The sequence below is a fragment of the Allobosea sp. UNC402CLCol genome (assembly GCF_000745475.1).
In the GTDB taxonomy this organism is placed as follows: Bacteria; Pseudomonadota; Alphaproteobacteria; order Rhizobiales; family Beijerinckiaceae; genus Allobosea; species Allobosea spartocytisi.
Window position 1 is genome coordinate 751,720 of sequence record NZ_JQJJ01000009.1, and the last position, 15,956, is coordinate 767,675.

At 67.4% G+C, this 15,956-nt stretch carries 21 protein-coding genes; 14 read left to right on the plus strand and 7 right to left on the minus strand.

Features of this window, described 5'->3' with window-relative positions; translation table 11 throughout:
* Nucleotides 1–145 precede the first annotated feature (145 nt).
* The 6 genes from GY40_RS10785 (at nucleotide 146) to GY40_RS10810 (ending at nucleotide 4,077) form a co-directional block, all read left to right on the plus strand.
* Nucleotides 146–634 carry a MarR family winged helix-turn-helix transcriptional regulator gene (locus GY40_RS10785; protein ID WP_051987753.1) on the plus strand — a complete coding sequence of 163 codons (489 nt, stop codon included), beginning with the start codon at nucleotides 146–148 and terminating at the stop codon, nucleotides 632–634.
* A 204-nt stretch (nucleotides 635–838) separates the two neighbouring features.
* Nucleotides 839–1,183 (plus strand): ArsR/SmtB family transcription factor, encoded by a 345-nt coding sequence (locus tag GY40_RS10790; protein ID WP_038361700.1) that lies wholly within the window; start codon nucleotides 839–841, stop codon nucleotides 1,181–1,183.
* A gap of 49 nt (nucleotides 1,184–1,232) precedes the next feature.
* A complete protein-coding gene (locus GY40_RS10795; RefSeq protein ID WP_248311136.1) occupies nucleotides 1,233–1,637 on the plus strand; it encodes an SRPBCC family protein in 405 nt (134 codons plus the stop codon).
* 265 nt (nucleotides 1,638–1,902) lie between these two features.
* A complete protein-coding gene (locus tag GY40_RS10800; protein WP_038361703.1) occupies nucleotides 1,903–2,616 on the plus strand; it encodes a DUF1428 domain-containing protein in 714 nt (237 codons plus the stop codon).
* 128 nt (nucleotides 2,617–2,744) lie between these two features.
* On the plus strand, nucleotides 2,745–3,578 hold the full coding sequence (locus tag GY40_RS10805; protein ID WP_038361704.1) for a sulfite exporter TauE/SafE family protein: 834 nt from the start codon (nucleotides 2,745–2,747) through the stop codon (nucleotides 3,576–3,578).
* Nucleotides 3,579–3,597: 19 nt separating this feature from the next.
* On the plus strand, nucleotides 3,598–4,077 hold the full coding sequence (locus tag GY40_RS10810; protein ID WP_038361707.1) for a GNAT family N-acetyltransferase: 480 nt from the start codon (nucleotides 3,598–3,600) through the stop codon (nucleotides 4,075–4,077).
* A 103-nt stretch (nucleotides 4,078–4,180) separates the two neighbouring features.
* Here the strand turns inward: GY40_RS10810 and GY40_RS10815 are convergent, their stop codons facing one another.
* Nucleotides 4,181–4,390, minus strand: a complete 210-nt coding sequence (locus GY40_RS10815) for a DUF1289 domain-containing protein (RefSeq protein ID WP_038362546.1) — start codon at nucleotides 4,388–4,390, stop codon at nucleotides 4,181–4,183.
* Nucleotides 4,387–5,241: an adenosylcobinamide-GDP ribazoletransferase gene (locus GY40_RS10820; RefSeq protein WP_051987754.1), complete on the minus strand. Its 855-nt coding sequence runs from the start codon at nucleotides 5,239–5,241 to the stop codon at nucleotides 4,387–4,389. Before GY40_RS10820 ends, GY40_RS10815 begins: the two co-directional genes overlap by 4 nt.
* A gap of 114 nt (nucleotides 5,242–5,355) precedes the next feature.
* Here GY40_RS10820 and cobT point away from each other — a divergent pair, with 114 nt between their 5' ends.
* Nucleotides 5,356–6,375: a nicotinate-nucleotide--dimethylbenzimidazole phosphoribosyltransferase gene (cobT, locus tag GY40_RS10825; protein ID WP_038361709.1), complete on the plus strand. Its 1,020-nt coding sequence runs from the start codon at nucleotides 5,356–5,358 to the stop codon at nucleotides 6,373–6,375.
* A 55-nt stretch (nucleotides 6,376–6,430) separates the two neighbouring features.
* Here cobT and GY40_RS10830 read toward each other — a convergent pair whose 3' ends face one another.
* Nucleotides 6,431–7,030 carry a TetR/AcrR family transcriptional regulator gene (locus tag GY40_RS10830; protein ID WP_197062724.1) on the minus strand — a complete coding sequence of 200 codons (600 nt, stop codon included), beginning with the start codon at nucleotides 7,028–7,030 and terminating at the stop codon, nucleotides 6,431–6,433.
* 123 nt (nucleotides 7,031–7,153) lie between these two features.
* Between GY40_RS10830 and GY40_RS10835 the strand changes: the two genes are divergently transcribed.
* Entirely contained in the window at nucleotides 7,154–7,756 is a 603-nt protein-coding gene (locus GY40_RS10835) for an NAD(P)H-dependent oxidoreductase (protein WP_038361714.1), read from the plus strand.
* Nucleotides 7,757–7,777: 21 nt separating this feature from the next.
* Here GY40_RS10835 and GY40_RS10840 read toward each other — a convergent pair whose 3' ends face one another.
* Together GY40_RS10840 and GY40_RS10845 are read right to left on the minus strand one after the other, a co-directional pair.
* Entirely contained in the window at nucleotides 7,778–8,896 is a 1,119-nt protein-coding gene (locus GY40_RS10840; protein ID WP_038361717.1) for a D-alanine--D-alanine ligase family protein, read from the minus strand.
* Nucleotides 8,897–9,001: 105 nt separating this feature from the next.
* Complete coding sequence (locus GY40_RS10845; protein ID WP_038361719.1) at nucleotides 9,002–10,525, minus strand: sensor histidine kinase; 1,524 nt, start codon at nucleotides 10,523–10,525, stop codon at nucleotides 9,002–9,004.
* An 85-nt stretch (nucleotides 10,526–10,610) separates the two neighbouring features.
* On the opposite strand from GY40_RS10845, the gene GY40_RS10850 reads away from it, so the two are divergent.
* The 5 genes from GY40_RS10850 to GY40_RS10870 all read left to right on the plus strand — a co-directional run bounded on the left by GY40_RS10850 (nucleotide 10,611) and on the right by GY40_RS10870 (nucleotide 13,547).
* A complete protein-coding gene (locus GY40_RS10850) occupies nucleotides 10,611–11,162 on the plus strand; it encodes a thermonuclease family protein (RefSeq protein WP_113253190.1) in 552 nt (183 codons plus the stop codon).
* Between the two features lie 120 nt (nucleotides 11,163–11,282).
* Nucleotides 11,283–11,894 (plus strand): glutathione S-transferase family protein, encoded by a 612-nt coding sequence (locus tag GY40_RS10855; RefSeq protein ID WP_038361721.1) that lies wholly within the window; start codon nucleotides 11,283–11,285, stop codon nucleotides 11,892–11,894.
* Nucleotides 11,894–12,361 (plus strand): hypothetical protein, encoded by a 468-nt coding sequence (locus GY40_RS10860; RefSeq protein ID WP_038361724.1) that lies wholly within the window; start codon nucleotides 11,894–11,896, stop codon nucleotides 12,359–12,361. The genes GY40_RS10855 and GY40_RS10860 overlap by 1 nt, the downstream gene beginning before the upstream one ends.
* Complete coding sequence (locus tag GY40_RS10865; protein WP_038361726.1) at nucleotides 12,358–12,924, plus strand: hypothetical protein; 567 nt, start codon at nucleotides 12,358–12,360, stop codon at nucleotides 12,922–12,924. The genes GY40_RS10860 and GY40_RS10865 overlap by 4 nt, the downstream gene beginning before the upstream one ends.
* On the plus strand, nucleotides 12,921–13,547 hold the full coding sequence (locus tag GY40_RS10870; protein ID WP_038361728.1) for a uracil-DNA glycosylase family protein: 627 nt from the start codon (nucleotides 12,921–12,923) through the stop codon (nucleotides 13,545–13,547). The genes GY40_RS10865 and GY40_RS10870 overlap by 4 nt, the downstream gene beginning before the upstream one ends.
* 20 nt (nucleotides 13,548–13,567) lie before the next feature.
* On the opposite strand, the gene GY40_RS10875 is transcribed toward GY40_RS10870, so the two are convergent.
* The gene (locus tag GY40_RS10875; protein ID WP_051987755.1) at nucleotides 13,568–13,951 is read right to left on the minus strand and encodes a porin; all 384 of its coding nucleotides are present in this window, start codon (nucleotides 13,949–13,951) and stop codon (nucleotides 13,568–13,570) included.
* 165 nt (nucleotides 13,952–14,116) lie between these two features.
* Nucleotides 14,117–15,202 (minus strand): TRAP transporter substrate-binding protein, encoded by a 1,086-nt coding sequence (locus GY40_RS10880; protein ID WP_038361730.1) that lies wholly within the window; start codon nucleotides 15,200–15,202, stop codon nucleotides 14,117–14,119.
* Nucleotides 15,203–15,425: 223 nt separating this feature from the next.
* Between GY40_RS10880 and GY40_RS10885 the strand changes: the two genes are divergently transcribed.
* Nucleotides 15,426–15,938, plus strand: a complete 513-nt coding sequence (locus GY40_RS10885; RefSeq protein ID WP_038361732.1) for a GNAT family N-acetyltransferase — start codon at nucleotides 15,426–15,428, stop codon at nucleotides 15,936–15,938.
* Nucleotides 15,939–15,956: the final 18 nt, after the last annotated feature.

A 15,956-nucleotide genomic window follows, 5' to 3' on the forward strand; every position in this document is an offset into this window, starting at 1 on the left:
CGGGCTCCTTGGGTTAATCTATTCGCGAAAATCATTATCGCGATAATCAATATCTACCCGCAAGCTCGGGGCTTGTAAAGCGCTTTCTTTATCGCGATATCATTTTTCTCGACAGCGACACGCCAGCCCGATTCCGGAGACCGCCATGACCGATGCCCAGAAGCCTCCCGCCGCGCCTGCACCCGCGGGGCCGACGCTGCCGCTCGACGGCCAGCTCTGCTTCTCGATCTATTCGGCCTCGCTGGCGATCCAGCGGGTCTACAAGCCGATGCTCGATGCGCTGGGCGTGACCTACACGCAGTATCTGGCCTTGAGCACGCTGTGGGAGCGCGACGGGCTGACCATCGGCGCCATCGCCGAGCGGCTGGCGCTGGAGCCGAGCACGATCACCCCGGCGGTGAAACGGCTGGAGACGGCGGGCTTCCTCTCGCGCCGGCGCAGCACCTCGGACGAGCGCCTCGTCGAGGTTCATCTCACCGCAAAGGGCAGGGAGCTCCATCCGCAGACCGGATGCCTCACCGATGCCCTGCTACGCCATTCGGGGTTCGAGGTGCCGCAGATGATCGAGCTCAATCGATGCGTTCAGGCCCTCAGGCACGGCATGCGCGAGGCAGTCGAAGGTAGCCATGAATAAGGGATGAGAGGAAATGAGACCGCGCAGAGAGTGCGCTTCCTCCTTCCCTTTCTGAGCGTTGTTATTGATGCACCTTCCAGCGCGCCACGGATTTGCGGTCGCTTTCGTAAACTGCGGCAAACTTCACTTTTCCCCACACACTGCGCCGTATGCGAACGGCCTGGATCTTGACGGCGGCCTCGTCATGGACCTAAACTTAACTCAATGGTTAAGTTTCAGGACGCGCAGCTCGACCGCACCTTCTCTGCCCTGGCGGACCCGACGCGCCGGGCCTTGCTGGCGCGGCTGGAGCAGGAGGATGGGCTGTCGGTCAGTGAGCTGGCGAAGCCCTTTACGGTCTCGCTGCCGGCGGTGATGAAGCATCTCGACGTCCTGTCCGACGCCGGGTTGCTGACGCGGACCAAGGCGGGGCGCACCGTGTCCTGCCATCTCAACGCCGGGCCGATGGAGGAAGCGATGAGCTGGCTCGCCCGCTATCAGAGGTTCTGGACTGAACGGCTCGATGCTCTGGCCGCGCTGCTGGATGCGCGGCGCCAGGGGCGAGATTGACGAGAGGCTGGAAGAAGGCATGCATCAGCCGGTGACACCGAGCCTCACGATGAAACGCCGGCTGAATGCGAGCCCGGCGGAGGTCTACCAGGCCTGGACCGATCCCGAATTGCTGGTCCGCTGGTTCGGGCCGGAAAACGTGGTGGCGCAGGAGGCCGAGATCGATCCCCATGTCGACGGCGCCTACCGGGTCGTCATGCTCGAGGATAATGGCACGCGCCATGAGGTCTCCGGCCGCTATCTCGAGGTGGTCGAGAACGAGCGCCTCGTCTTCAGCTGGTCCTGGGTGACGACGCCGGAACGCGTTTCGCGCGTGACGGTTACATTGACGCCGGATGGCGACGGCACGATCCTGACACTGTTGCACGAGAAGCTGTTCGATGATGCCGCCGTCCGCGGCCACACCCATGGCTGGACGGGCTCGATGGTCAAGCTGGAGGCCTTCTTCGCCTGAGGTCAAGGCGAGCCTCGCTCATCCGTATCCGGCGCCAGCGAGGAGCGCCGCCGCCGATGCCGAACCGGCGCCAGCGGAGGAGAGGAGACGATGGAACACAGGATCGTGTCGCGCGAGCCGTCGCGCGCCGCGCTGCACCCGTCTCGAGCGGTCGGTTCTCGCTGCGGTTGAGGCGGGTGCAAATGTGCCACCGATACTCAAGTTGAGTTGATATCAACTTATATGGCGCCGGATGGGCCGGCGCCATTCAAGAGGAGACTACACGATGGCTTATGTCGAAGGTTTCGTGGTCGCGGTTCCCGCCGCCAACAAGGATGTCTACCGCAAGCATGCGAAGGAGGCGCTGCCGCTCTTCAAGGAGTTCGGTGTCACCCGCATGGTCGAGGCCTGGGGCGATGAGGTGCCGGACGGCAAGGTCACCGACTTCAAGGGCGCCGTGAAGGCGACGCCCGACGAGGTCGTGGTCTTCTCCTGGTTCGAGTATCCCGACCGGAAGACGCGCGACGCGGCCAATGCGAAGATGATGAGCGATCCGCGCATGGCGTCGATGGGGCAGTCGATGCCTTTTGACGGCAAGCGCATGATCATGGGCGGCTTCGACGCGCTCGTCGATGACGGCGAAGGCGGCGCGGCGGGTTACGTCGATGGCGTGCTGATCGCCGTGCCGCAGGAACGCAAGGCGGATTTTCGCGACTATGCGGCGGGGCTCTCCGCGCTGTTCACGGATCACGGCGCGCGCCGCGTCGTCGATGCCTGGGGTGACGACGTGCCGGATGGCAAGGTCACGGATTTCAAGGGAGCGGTGAAGGCGAAGGACGGCGAGGCCGTCGTGTTCGGCTGGGTCGAATGGCCGACCAAGGCCGCCCGTGACGAGGCCTGGGGCAAGATCAGGCAGGATGCGCGGATGAACGGCATGCCCATGCCGTTCGACGGCCAGCGCATGGTCTATGGCGGTTTCGCCACCTTGCTGGACGCCTGACCCGGGCGCCGCGCTCCGCCGCCAGGGCCAGGGACACCGGGCAGCACATGACAGGGCTGTCCGGAAGCCCTTGCCCCGGCTGACGAAATCGCGGAGAGGGGAAGGGCTGGCCCACCGGAACCCTCTCCATGCTCGCAGGCATTCCCATCGGCGATCTCGTCTTCCTCGCCGTCTCGCTCGTGCTGGCGGGGGCCATGACGGGGTTGCTCGCCGGCGTCTTCGGCGTCGGCGGCGGCGCGGTCATCGTGCCGGTGCTCTACGAGGTCTTCCGCGTCATCGGCGTGCCGGAGGAGGTCCGGATGCCGCTCAGCGTCGGCACATCGCTCGCCGTCATCATCCCGACCTCGATCCGCTCCTTCAACGCTCACCGCGCCAAGGGGCTGGTCGATCTCTCGATCCTCAAGGTCTGGGCCGTGCCGGTGGTGCTCGGCGTCCTCGTCGGCAGCTATATCGCGCGCTACGCGCCGGCCGATCTCTTCAAGATCGTCTTCGTCGTGGTCGCGACGATCTCCGCCATCCGCCTGCTCTTCGCGGCGGATCGCTGGAAATTCGGCGAGGAGATGCCGGGCAAGCCGCTGATGGTCGCCTATGGCGGCGTCATCGGGGTGCTCTCCTCGCTGATGGGCATCGGCGGCGGCCAGCTTTCCAGCCTGTTCATGACCTTCTACGGCCGCCCGATCCACCAGGCGGTGGCGACCTCATCGGGGCTCGGCGTGCTGATCTCGATCCCCGGCGCGCTCGGCTTCATCTATGCCGGCTGGCCGAAGATGGACATCCTGCCGCCGTTCTCTCTCGGCTACGTCTCGCTGCTCGGCATGATCCTGTTCATCCCGACCTCGATCTGGACGGCGCCGATCGGGGCCCGGCTGGCGCACCGGCTCTCGAAGCGGCGGCTGGAGGTGGCCTTCGGCCTGTTCCTGCTCGTCGTCGCCGGGCGCTTCATCTGGTCCCTGCTCCACTGAGGCGGCGCGAGGGCGAGGGATGAGCGAGCCGGTGATCCGCCTGCTGCAAACCGCCGATCATCCGGCGCTGGCTGCGCTGATGGTCGAGATGCAGGGGCACTACCGGGTGCCGTGCCCGCCGGTGGCGGAGATACGCGCCGACCTCGCCGCTCTCCCGGCCGGCGTGGACATCCTCGTCGCGGTGAAGGGGGAGGCCATCCTGGGCTTCGCCTCGGCCTGCAACCTCTATCCGGGCCCGGGGCTGAAATCCGGCTTCTTCCTCAAGGAGATCTATGTTGCCGATGCCGCCCGCGGCAAAGGGCTCGGCCGCGCACTGATGCAGGCTCTCGCGGCGCTGGCGCTGGAGCGCGGCCACAGGCGCCTCGACTGGACCGCCGACGCCGACGATCCGGCCCTGTTGCGCTTCTATGAGAGCCTTGGCGCAGTCGCGCAGACGAAGAAGGTCTTTTATCGCCTGACCGGTGAGGCGCTGGCGGCGGTGGCGGCAGGGCCAGAATAAGCCCGCCCGGCGCCGCACTCGTCATTGCGAGGAGCGAAGCGATGACGCAATCCAGGGGGATTGGGTCGCAACTGTTCGGCCCGGCTCCCCCTGGATGGCTTCGCTACGCTCGCCACGACGACTGCGACGGTTTGGACTCGGCCGCTCGCTCCTGCAGCCGCTCCGGCAGCACCGCCATGATCGCCAGTCGCTCGGCCTCGCTGAGGCCCGACCACTGCGCGATTTCGTCGAGCGTGCGTCCGCAGCCCTCGCAGAGCCCGCTCGCCGGGTCGATGACGCAAACCTTGATGCAGGGCGTCGAAGCGCTGGTCATCGCCCCGCCCATCCCAGCGCGAGCGCAAGCCCGAGATAGATCGCGATCTCGGCAAGCTGCTGGACGGCGCCGACGATATCGCCGGTCTGCCCGCCGATCAGCCGGCGCGCCAGCCGGGCCAACACCGCTGCCGCCCCATGCGCCAGCGCGAAGCCGGCCAGCAATCCGGCCAGCGGGAGATGCGCGGCAAGCGCGATTCCGGTCGCCGCGATGAGGCTCAAGCCCAGCGCGATCCGCGCCGTGGCGAGGCTGGGCTGGCCGACTGCCGCCGAGGCGCCGCCGCTGCGCGCCGGAGGCTGGGTCGCAAGCAGGAGCAGGCCTTCCGCGCGTGACCACGGCGCTGCGACGAGCACCGCCGCCGCAGAGCCCCAGGCGCCGGCATGGTCGAGTATCCCCGCGATCAGGCTCGCGCGCAGCAGCAGCGACAGCCCCAGCGCCATCGCGCCATAGGAGCCGATGCGGCTGTCCTTCATGATCTCCAGCCGGCGCTCGACCGTGTGCCCGCCGAACAGCCCGTCGGCGCTGTCGGCGAGCCCGTCCTCATGGAAGGCGCCGGTGCTCAGCGCCAGCGCCGTCAGGGCGAGCGCCGCGACGACCATCCCGCTGAGGCCCGCAAGCCCCCCGATCAGGGTGACGAGCGCCGCCGGCAGCGCGATCGCCAGCGCCGCGAAGGGCAGGGCGCGTGGCACCAGCCTGAAATCGGGAATGCCGTGCAGATCGCCTTCGCCCGGCAGCCGGGGCATGGGCAGGCGCGAATAGAAGCGGATGCAGATCGCGGTCGCCACAAGCCAGCCCGGCCAGATCGGCGGGCTGTCCTGCATCGGCTCCGCGCTGGTTTCCGCTTCCGCCATGCCGGCTTCGCGCTCCCGTCGATTGTCTTCCACCTGTCGAGCCTATAGCAGCAGCATCAACCTTGCCGCCACGCCGATGCGCTGCTGCGGCGTTTGCGTGATGGATCTGATCTCATGTCCGCTTCCGGTTTGCCCTTCGACGATATCCGCGAGCTCATCGCCGCGATGCCCGGCCCCGACATGGCGGCGGCGAATGCGGTGCGCGCCCGCGACGCCAACCTCACCAAGCCGGCCGGCAGCCTCGGCCGCATGGAGGAGATCGCCGAATGGCTTGCCGCCTGGCAGGGCAAGGCCCCGCCCGAGGTGCGGCGCCCGCTGGTCTGCGTCTTTGCCGGCAACCATGGCGTGGTGGCGCAGGGCGTCTCGGCCTATCCGCAGGCGGTGACGCGCCAGATGCTGGAGAATTTCGCTGCCGGCGGCGCGGCGATCAACCAGATCTGCGCAGCCTATGATCTCGGCTTCAAGGTCTTCGACCTCGCGCTCGATCTGCCGACCGGCGATTTCACCCAGACCGATGCGCTCGACGAGCGCGCCTGCGTCGCGACCATGGCTTTCGGCATGGAGGCGCTGGCCGGCGGCGCCGATCTGCTCTGCCTCGGGGAGATGGGCATCGGCAACACCACCTCGGCGGCGGCGATCTATGCCGCGCTCTATGGCGGTGACGTGGCCCGCTGGTGCGGGCGCGGCACCGGCATCGACGATGAGGGTTTCAAGCGCAAGGTCGCGGCCGTAGAGAAGGGCCTGGCCCTGCACCGCGCCCATCTCAAGGACCCGCTCGAGGTGCTGCGCCGCCTCGGCGGGCGCGAGATCGCGGCGATCTGTGGCGCCATCATCGCCGCGCGCTCGCAGCGCATCCCGGTGATCCTCGACGGCTATGTCGTCACCGCCGCGGCCGCGATCCTGCACGCCATCGAGCCCTCGGCCATCGACCATTGCCTGGCCGGGCATCTCTCGACCGAGGGCGCCCATGCCGAGGTGCTGGCCCGGCTCGGCAAGGTGCCGCTGCTGGCGCTCGACATGCGCCTCGGCGAGGGTTCGGGCGCCGCGCTGGCAGCGGGCCTCGTCAAGGCCGCCGCCGCGATCCATTCGGGCATGGCGACCTTCGAACAGGCGCAGGTGGCGCGCAAGGACTGACGCCGGCTGAATTAAGCGGGGGGAAGCGCACCGTCAGGGCTCGCTGCCTTGCCGGTCACCCTCGTGTGGCGATGGCCCCCGCTGTCCTATGTCGTCTGACGGTCGTCAGAATGACGTCGAGCAGTTCCGCCTGCGCTTCCTCTCGCGAAATCTCGTTGGCCGCGGCAGCGCCCGAGAGTGCCTCGGCTGCTCCGAGCACCCCCCAAAACGCAGCGGCCGGGATCGGAATGTCGGCGAAGGGCTGGAGCGCCGCTCGGCACTTTCCGATGAAGATCGCGCTATAGCCGCGCTTGAGCTGGTCGAGCTCCGGCGAGCCGGCAAGCGCAGCCGTGACGCCGGGAATCTCCCGCCCTTGAGTAAGGACGCAATCGACGTAGCACGCGGCGATCACGCCGGCGCGCGCGTCGAGCAGCTGAGGGCTATTTGCGAGCGCCTCGTCCATCAGCGCGGTCTGGCGTTGATCGTATTCGCGGTAAAGCGCCGCCAAGAGGCCCGCCCGCGTGCCGAAATGATCGTAGACGACGGGCTTGGTCACGCCGGCCTCTTCGCTCAGGCGGCCCAGGCTCAACGCGTCGGTCCCATCCCGACGCACGAGGCGCCAGGCGACGTCGATCAATTGGCGGTAGCGCTCGTCGCGCGTCAGCCGCTGCCGCATCGCCGTGGGGCCCGCATCGGCGCGGGCAGGTGGGAGGGAGGTTGACATTTAATATACCATTGGTAACTTACTAAAAGTATATAAGCGCGATGGCGGATGCGCAATCGCTTTCGGAGATCGGTCATGCACAGCCTCATCGTTGTCTCTCATCCCTTGCCCCAATCGCTGGTGCACGCCGTGGCCAGGCGGATTGCCGAGGGGATTGGCGAGACCGGCCATTCCAGCGAGATCACCGATCTTTCGGCCGAGGGTTTCGATCCCCGCTTCAAAGAGAGCGACATCACAGCCCATCTCAGGCAGGCGCCTGCAGATGCCGCCGTTCTGGCCGAGCAGGCGCGCCTGGGCCGGGCCGATGCGCTCGTCCTGGTGTATCCCGTCTATTGGTGGTCTTTTCCCGGCTTGCTGAAAGGCTGGATCGACCGCGTCTTCAGCAATGGCTGGGCTTACGAGGAGGTGCCCGGTGGCCGCGTGGTGAAGAAGCTGGGCCACCTGTCGATCCATCTTGTCGCCATTGGCGGCGCCGACCTGCGGACCTATGCCCGCCATGGCTATTTTGGCGCGATGAGAACGCAGATCGACCACGGCATCTTCGGCTATTGCGGCGCGCCGGTGCGCCGTTCGGAGCTGCTGCTGCCGAACGCTCCCGACGATGCTTCCAATGTCATCGATGAGGCCGGGCGCATTGGCCGCGCCATCTTCGATCAGCCGGCCGCCGTAGCGGCGTGACGAGGCTCGACCGGCGCCGGATCAGGCATCGTAATCCGTCTTCAGCGCCGCGCGCTCGGCATGGCGCTCCAGCGCAAGCTCGATCAGCCGGGTGATCAGGTCGCGATAGGCCATGCCGGAGGCTTCCATCATCTTCGGATACATGCTGATCGCGGTGAAGCCGGGCAGGGTGTTGATCTCGTTGAAGTAGAATTCGCCACTCTGCCGGTCGAGGAAGAAGTCGACGCGCGCCAGCCCGCTGCATTCGAGCGCCAGGAAGGCCGTCTTTGCCAGTTCTCGGACGCGCTCCATCTGCGCCGGCTCGAGCTTCGCCGGCAGGTCGACGGTCGCGCCGTCCTGGTCGATATACTTGGCCTCGTAGGAATAGAACTCGTGCTTGGGGTGGGCGTTGAGCTCGCTCGCCACGCTGACGAAGGGCGGGTCGCCGTCGAGCACCGCGACCTCGACCTCGCGGGCGTCGATGCCCTGCTCGATCAGGACGCGCGTATCGTAGCGGAAGGCGTCGACGAGGGCGGCGTCGAGATCCTCCCAGCGCTTCACCTTATGGACACCGACGCTGGAGCCCATATTGCAGGGCTTGATGAAGACCGGCAGCGTCAGCTTCGCCTGCGCCGCCGTGCCGACCGCCGCCGGATCGCGCTGGAACTCGCGCCTGGCCACCGTCACATAAGGCGCGACCGGCAGCCCCGCGAGCGCCGCGAGCCGCTTGGCGATGTCCTTGTGCATGCCGATGGCGGAGGCGAGCACGCCCGAGCCGACATAGGCGGCGCCGGACAGCTCCAGCAGGCCTTGCACGGCCCCGTCCTCGCAGAGCGGGCCGTGGATCACCGGAAACACCACGTCGATGCCGCCATCCGCCGCGGTGCCGTCGAGCGCCGCGACCTGCAGCCCGCCGGTTCCATCGGCGGAGAGGCGGATTTCCGGCGCATCCGCGTGGATCGGCAGGCTCTCCGCATTCCACTCGGCCAGGCGCTTGGGATCCTGCCGCTGCCAGCGGCCCTGCTTGTCGATGCTGACCGGAATCAGCTCGAAGCGATTCCGGTCGAGATGGCGCACCACGGAGGCCCCGGATTTGAGCGAGACCTCATGCTCTCCCGACTTGCCGCCATAGAGCACCGCGACGCGGATTTTGCCGTTCATGGTCCAGTGATCCAGTGCTGAGGCGGAGATGGGAGACGTCGGGAGGGATGGCGGTCTTGTCGGGCGATCATGGCTTTGTGATGAAGCTTTGGCCGGTGGCGGAGCTCAGGCCGCACGCGGTTTCGGCTTCGGCTCGGGCAGGGCGGGCAGGGCGTCCATCACCCGCTCGGCCGGCAGGGTGATGGTGACCTCGGTGCCGCCGCGCGGCTTCGACCTGAGGAGGAAGCCGCCGCCATGCAGATCGACCAGCCCCTTGACGATTGGCAGGCCCAGGCCTGAGCCCTGCTCGGCCGTCTTGATGGCGAGCGAGCCGCGCCCGAAGCTCTGCATCACGATCGGGATCTCGTTCTCGGGGATGCCCGGCCCGGTGTCGGTGATCGTGACATACTGCCCGCCGGTGGCCGTCCAGCCGATCTTCATGGTGATCTCGCCGCCCTGCGGGGTGAACTTGATCGCGTTCGACAGAATGTTGAGCACCACCTGCCGGATGGCCCGCTCATCGGCCCAGACGCGCGGCAGGTCGGGTTCGGCGAATTCGCGGATCATCTGGCCCTTGGCCTTGGCGCGTAGCGCCAGCATGTGGCGGCAATCCTCGACGATGCCGATGAGGGAGATCGCCTCCTCGTTCAGCTCGTATTTGCCGGCCTCGATGCGGGAAAGGTCGAGGATCTCGTTGATCAGGTTGAGGAGGTGCTGGCCCGAGCCGTGGATGTCGCCCGAATACTCCCTGTAGGCGGCATTGGCATGGGCGCCGAAGATCTCGTTCTTCATCACCTCGGAAAAGCCGAGGATGGCGTTGAGCGGGGTGCGCAGCTCATGGCTCATCGTGGCGAGAAAGCGGGATTTGGCGAGGTTCGCTTCCTCGGCCTTGCGCCGCGCCTCGTCCGAATTGGCGTTGGCGGTCTCCAGCTCCGCAAACAGAGCATCCTTCTCGGCCCGGAAGCCGATGGTCTCGACCGAACTGGCATAGAGGCGGTTGGCGAGAAAGATGAAGAAGAGCTGCGCGGAGGCCGCCATCAGCGCCATGGTGACGCTGTCGATGTCGCGCTTGTCCCAGAAGAACAGCATGATGCCGAGGATGATCGGGCTTAAGCCCGCATAGACCGCGAGCGGGATCGAGGCCGAGAGCATCACCGTCAGCGCGCTGACGATCAGCAAGGCGGTGGTCACGAAGATTTTCGCGCCGGGAGCGTCGATCTGCGCGAAGAGCACGAGAAGCGCCGCCCAACACAGGCCGTGGAAGCCTTCCGCCAGCGCGAACCAGCGGCGCCAGCGCGCCGGGCGGATGTCCTCCGGGCGTTTGGTGAGATAGCGGCGCGACAGCCCGACGATGACGAGCGCGCTGGCCAGCACGAAAGCGCTCCAGGACGCGGCGAGGTAGACGGGCAGCCACAGGCAGGCCGCGGCCGCGATGCCGAGCGTGAGCACCATCGTGCCGACGGAGCCGGAAACTCGGTATTGCGCGAAGCTGCGCAGGAGCTCGTTGTCGAAGGCGCGCTCGAGGCCGGACGAGGAGGTCAGCCGCTCGCGGACGGTCTTGACCTCCCTCGTGAGCAGCTTGCGGCGCGCGACGGCGGCAGGGTCCGGCCCGCGCCCGCGCTGCACCTGTTCGGCCGTCACTTCCGCCATGGCAAAGGGTACGCATCCTCGTTCCGCGGCGCGGGTTGCGCAGCGGGCTCGCCATCATGGACACCAAATCGTTAAGCTCTTCCTGATGGCGCGTTTCGGATTCGGTCGATCTCGTTCTGGTCCTTTCGGCTGGCGCCGTGTCGGGCGCCTGACCGATCTCGTCGTCGCGCTCGGAATTCTGGGCTTTCTCGCGCTGGCGGGGGCGATCCTCCAGTACCGTCTCGGGCCGGCGCGGGTGCTCACCGGTCCGGCGCAGGCGATCGACGGCGATTCGATCCGCCTGCTCGGCGAGGAATTGCGGCTCGAAGGGCTGGACGCACCGGAATACCGCCAGAGCTGCACGGATGCCGGCGGGCGCGGCGTCGCCTGCGGGCGCGAGGCGCGGCGAGCCTTGCAGGCCCTGCTGGCGCGGGGGCTGACGACCTGCGAGATCGGCAAGAGCGACCGTTACGGCCGCGGCTTGGCTCGCTGCCGGCAGGGCGACGAGGACATCAACGCCACCATGGTGCGCGACGGGCAGGCGGTTTCCTACGGCGCCTATCAGGCTGAGGAAGCGCAGGCCCGCGCGGCCGGGCGCGGGCTCTGGGCCCTGCGCTTCGAGCAGCCGGAAGCCTGGCGGCGCAGCCATCCGCGCTGAGGGCCTGATACCCAGGGTGCCGAGGAAGCAGGCGCCATCCTCGCGTCAAGAAGCGCTATGATACGGTTGACCGTCCGGCACGGGCCGTGATCCGGTGCGGCCGGAGACGGAGACGATCTGATGAAGCTCTATGATGGCGGCCGCGCCCCGAACCCGCGACGGGTCCGCATCTTCTTCGCGGAGAAGGGCGTGCCGCTGCCGGAACTCATCCCGGTCGACATCGCCAAGAAGGAGCACAGGACCGAGGCGTTCAGGCGGATCAACCCGGCGCAGCGCCTGCCCGTCCTCCAGCTCGACGACGGCACGGCGCTGGCCGAGACCATCGCGATCTGCCGCTATATCGAGGGCCTTCACCCGCATCCGCCGCTGTTCGGCCGGGAGGCCAAGCAGCAGGCGCTGATCGAGATGTGGAACCGCAGGATCGAGCTCGGCCTGTTCAGCAGCGTCTCCGCCGTCTTCCGCCACAGCCATCCCTCCATGGCCGAGCTCGAGGCGCAGGTTCCGGAATGGGCCGAGATCAACCGCGAGCAGATCGACGACCATCTCCTGGTGCTCGAGCTGCAGCTCGCTGCCAACCCCTTCGTCTGCGGCGACGAGCTGACGGTCGCCGACATCACCGCCGGCATCGCCATCGACTTCATGAAGCCCTCCCGGATTCGACTGCCGGAGGATTTCGTCCATATCCGCCGCTGGCATGGCGACATCTCGGCTCGCCCGAGCTGGAAGGCGTGATGCGGTATCTGGCCTTCGTTCTGGCCGTCCTGTCGGGACTGCTGACGTCTGCCCATGCGGCCGAGCGCCTCAAGGGCGAGCAGATCCAGCGCGCCTTCGAGGGCAATACCGTCACCGGCCGCTACACCAATGGCGGCTTCTTCACCGAGTTTCATGCGCCCGACGGGCGCGCGCTCGGCCATAATGGCTGGCAGCCCAACACCGACGCCTGCTGGATCACCAAGCGCGATCAGGTCTGCTACTATTACGGCCCGCCCGAGAACCGCACGGTGCATTGCTTCACCGTCGAGATGAGCGGCGATCTCTACGTGCTGCGCAACAGCGGCAACGGCATGGTCAATGCGCTCGCCAAGGTCGAACTCGGAAATCCGCGCGGCCACACCGACAATGGCAAGCCCTGGTATTGCGACGGCCTGATCTCGCGGGCGCCGGCCCCGCCGATGAGCCGGAGGCTGGCGCAGCGATGACAGCATCGGCCGTCCGGAGCGCAATCCTCGTCCTGGCTCTCACCGCCACGGCCGCGGCCGGCGCGGCCGAGCGCCTCACCGGCTCGCAGATCCGGCAGGCTTTCGAGGGCAATACCGTGACGGGGCTTTATTCCGGCAGCAACCTGCCCTTCAGCGAGTATCACCATGCGGACGGCCGCGCGCTGGGCCATAATCGCCATGTGCCGAACACGGATGCCTGCTGGACCACGACGGAGGACGCGGTCTGCTATTATTACGGCCCGGTCGACAAGCGCCGCACCTATTGCTTCACCATCGAGACCAGCGGCGCGCTTTACGTCATCCGCAACCGCCCGAGCGGACGCATCAACGGTCTGGCGCGGATCGAACCCGGCGACCCGCATGGCTTCGTCAAGAAATCGGAGAACTGGGTCTGCGACGGGCTGATTTCGCGGGCGCCCGGCCGTGGGAAGCTCGCCAGCATATTATCGAACGAAGCGGGTTCGCATGAAGACGATGCGATGAAGCAAGGAGCCGGAGCCACTTCGCCGATCGGAGAAACGCGGAGCGACCCCGGCCGATGAGCGCGCGGGAGACGCTGGACGAGGTCCTGCACGAGTTGCGGGCCTGCCGTATCTGCCGCGATGCGCCGCGTTATCTGCCGCCGCTGCCGCATCAGCCGCGCCCGGTCATTCAGGCCTCGGCGACGGCGCGGCTGTGCATCGCCGGGCAGGCGCCGGGCACGCGCGTCCATGCCAGCGGGCGGCCCTTCACCGATGCGTCCGGCGTGCGACTGCGGCGCTGGCTCGGCATCGACGAGGCGGTCTTCTACGATTCCGCCAGGGTCGCGGTCGTGCCGATGGGCCATTGCTTCCCGGGGCAGGACGCCAAGGGCGGCGACCTACCGCCGCGGCGCGAATGCGCGCCGGCCTGGCGCGAGCGCGTCTTCGCGGCGATGCCCCGGATCGAGCTCATCCTCGCCATCGGGCGCTATGCTCAGGACTGGCATCTGGCCGAAGGGAAGGGGCGTGGCCTCACGGCGACGGTGGCAGACTGGCGCGAGCTGCTGGCGCGGCCCGTGCATCCGCGTGTCGTGCCGCTGCCGCACCCGTCCTGGCGCAACAATGCCTGGCTGCGGCTGAACCCCTGGTTCGAGGCCGAATTGGTGCCGGTGCTGCAACGGGAGGTCGCGCGGCTGGTCGCCTGAGCTGACGCCGGGGCGACCGTTCAGTAGCGGAACGGACCGGAATCGAGGCCGCGATCGACGCTGCCGCGCACGCTCACCACCGAGCGAACCGGCCCGAGCGCGGTCTGGCCGCGGCTTTCGACATAGGCCATGCCGTCGGTGCGGCTGCCATAGCCGCTGCGTGAGCTCTTGCCGAATTCGGCCCTGACCGCGCCGCCGACACGCACGCAGAAGGTCGAGCCTTCGAGCCGCACGAAGCCCGCGCCATATTCGGGGCAGGGGCGGGCGCCCTTGGTCGGGCTCGGTGCAGGTTTGCTGAAAGCTTCGCGCGGCTGCGCCCGGCCGGGCAGGGCTTCGCCGATCGACTGGGCCATGGCGGCGCCGGGCAACGAAGCCAGAAGCAGGAGGGCGGCGAAGCGGAGCATGGCTGATTCCCGAAGCGATGACCGATCATGACGACGCGGCAAGGCGCAGTTGTGGCAGATCATCGTAATGGCACCCCCGCCATGTGGGAAGAAGCGGAACGAAAACGAAAAAGCCCGGCCGAAGCCGGGCTTTGACGTCGCGAGCAGGGCTCCCGAGCGGAAGGCTCAGCGGGCGCGGGTGCGCACCTGGAAGACGTCGAAGGTGAGTTCGGCGATCTGCCACCACAGATACTGGTCGGAGCGGAAGGCGGCCATCGCCTCGATCGCCTTCTTGAAGTCCGGGTTCTTGGCCGAGATTTCGGAGTAGAGCTCGTTCGAGGCCTTGAGGCTCGCTTCCATCACGTCCTGCGGGAAGGGGCGAAGCTGCGTGCCGGCGGCCACGAGGCGCTTCAGCGCCGGCGGGTTCACCACGTCGTATTTCGCGGCCATCTGCGTGTTGGCATAGGTGCAGGCGGCGGTCAGCGCGGCCTGATAGGTCTTCGGCAGCGAATTCCACTTCTCCAGGTTGACGAAGGCGTGGACGGTCGGCCCGCCCTCCCAGAAGCCCGGATAGTAGTAGTAGGGCGCGACCTTGGCGAAGCCGAGCTTCTCGTCGTCATAGGGGCCGACCCATTCGGCGCCGTCGATGGTGCCCTTTTCCAGCGCCGGGTAGATGTCGCCGCCGCCGAGCTGCTGCGGCACGACGCCGAGCTTCTGCAGCACGGAACCGGCGATGCCGCCGATACGCATCTTCAGGCCCTGCAGGTCGGCCGTCGTCTTGATCTCCTTGCGGAACCAGCCGCCCATCTGCGCGCCGGTGTTGCCACAGGGCAGGCCGTAGGCGTTGAACTTCTTGTAGAACTCGTTGAACAGCTCGTTGCCGCCATGCTGGAACAGCCAGGCGTTCTGCTGGCGGGCGTTGAGGCCGAACGGCACCGAGGCGGCGATCGCGAAGGTCGGGTCCTTGCCGACATAGTAATACGAGACGGTGTGGCACATCTCGACGGTGTTGTTGCTGACCGCGTCGAGCGCCTGCAGGGCCGGGACGATCTCGCCCGCGGCGAAGACCTGGATCTGGAACTTTCCGTCCGTCAGGTCGGAGACCATCTTGGCCATGACCTCGGCGCCGCCATAGATCGTGTCGAGCGACTTCGGGAAGGACGAGGCCAGACGCCACTTCACCTCCGGATTGGATTGCGCCACCGCCGGCATGGCGACGGCGGTGGCCGCGGCACCCGCCGCCGCGGTCTGGATGAACTGACGACGCTTCATGGGGACATCTCCTCGGAAGGCACTCGGTTTTTCGAGCTTATGTGGACGCGACGGCGACACATGCCGAACATGCGCCGGGGTTCTAACGCAATCGCTGCATGAATCGCGAGGGGATTCAACCGTTGGGACTGAGACTTTCGGCTAAAGTCCGGCCTGCACAGGGCATGGGAGGCCCTGTTTTTCAAGGCTTGGCCATGGGCGCCGCGGCTGCTTTAAGGGCGCGATGATCGAGACGGAACGATTGCTGCTGCGCCGGCCCTCCCGCGAGGATCTCGATCCCATTCACGCCATGCGCTCGGACCCCGAGGTCGTCCGCTTCATCGGCGGCAAGGCGCTGTCGCGCGAGGAGGCCTGGCAGCGATTGACGCGCAGCGCCGGCAACTGGGCCTTGCTCGGCTACGGCTTCTTCGCCGTGGTCGAGAAGGCGAGCGGCCGTCTCGTCGGTGAGGCCGGGCTGATGCAGGCCCATCGCGGCCTCGGCGAGCGGTTCGACCCATTCCCCGAGGCGGGCTGGGTCTTCACGCGCGAGGCGCAGGGCAGGGGCTATGCGACCGAGGCCGCCTTGGCGTCCCATGATTGGTTCGGGCGCGTCGTCGGCGCGTCGCGCACCGTCTGCATCATCGCGCCGGAAAATCTCGGATCGATGCGGGTTGCCGCCAAACTGGGCTACACGCCCTTCGGCTCGGCCTGCTATCACGACGCGACGGTCACGATGCTCGAGCGCCCGGCCGGGTGAGCGGCGGGACCGGACAGG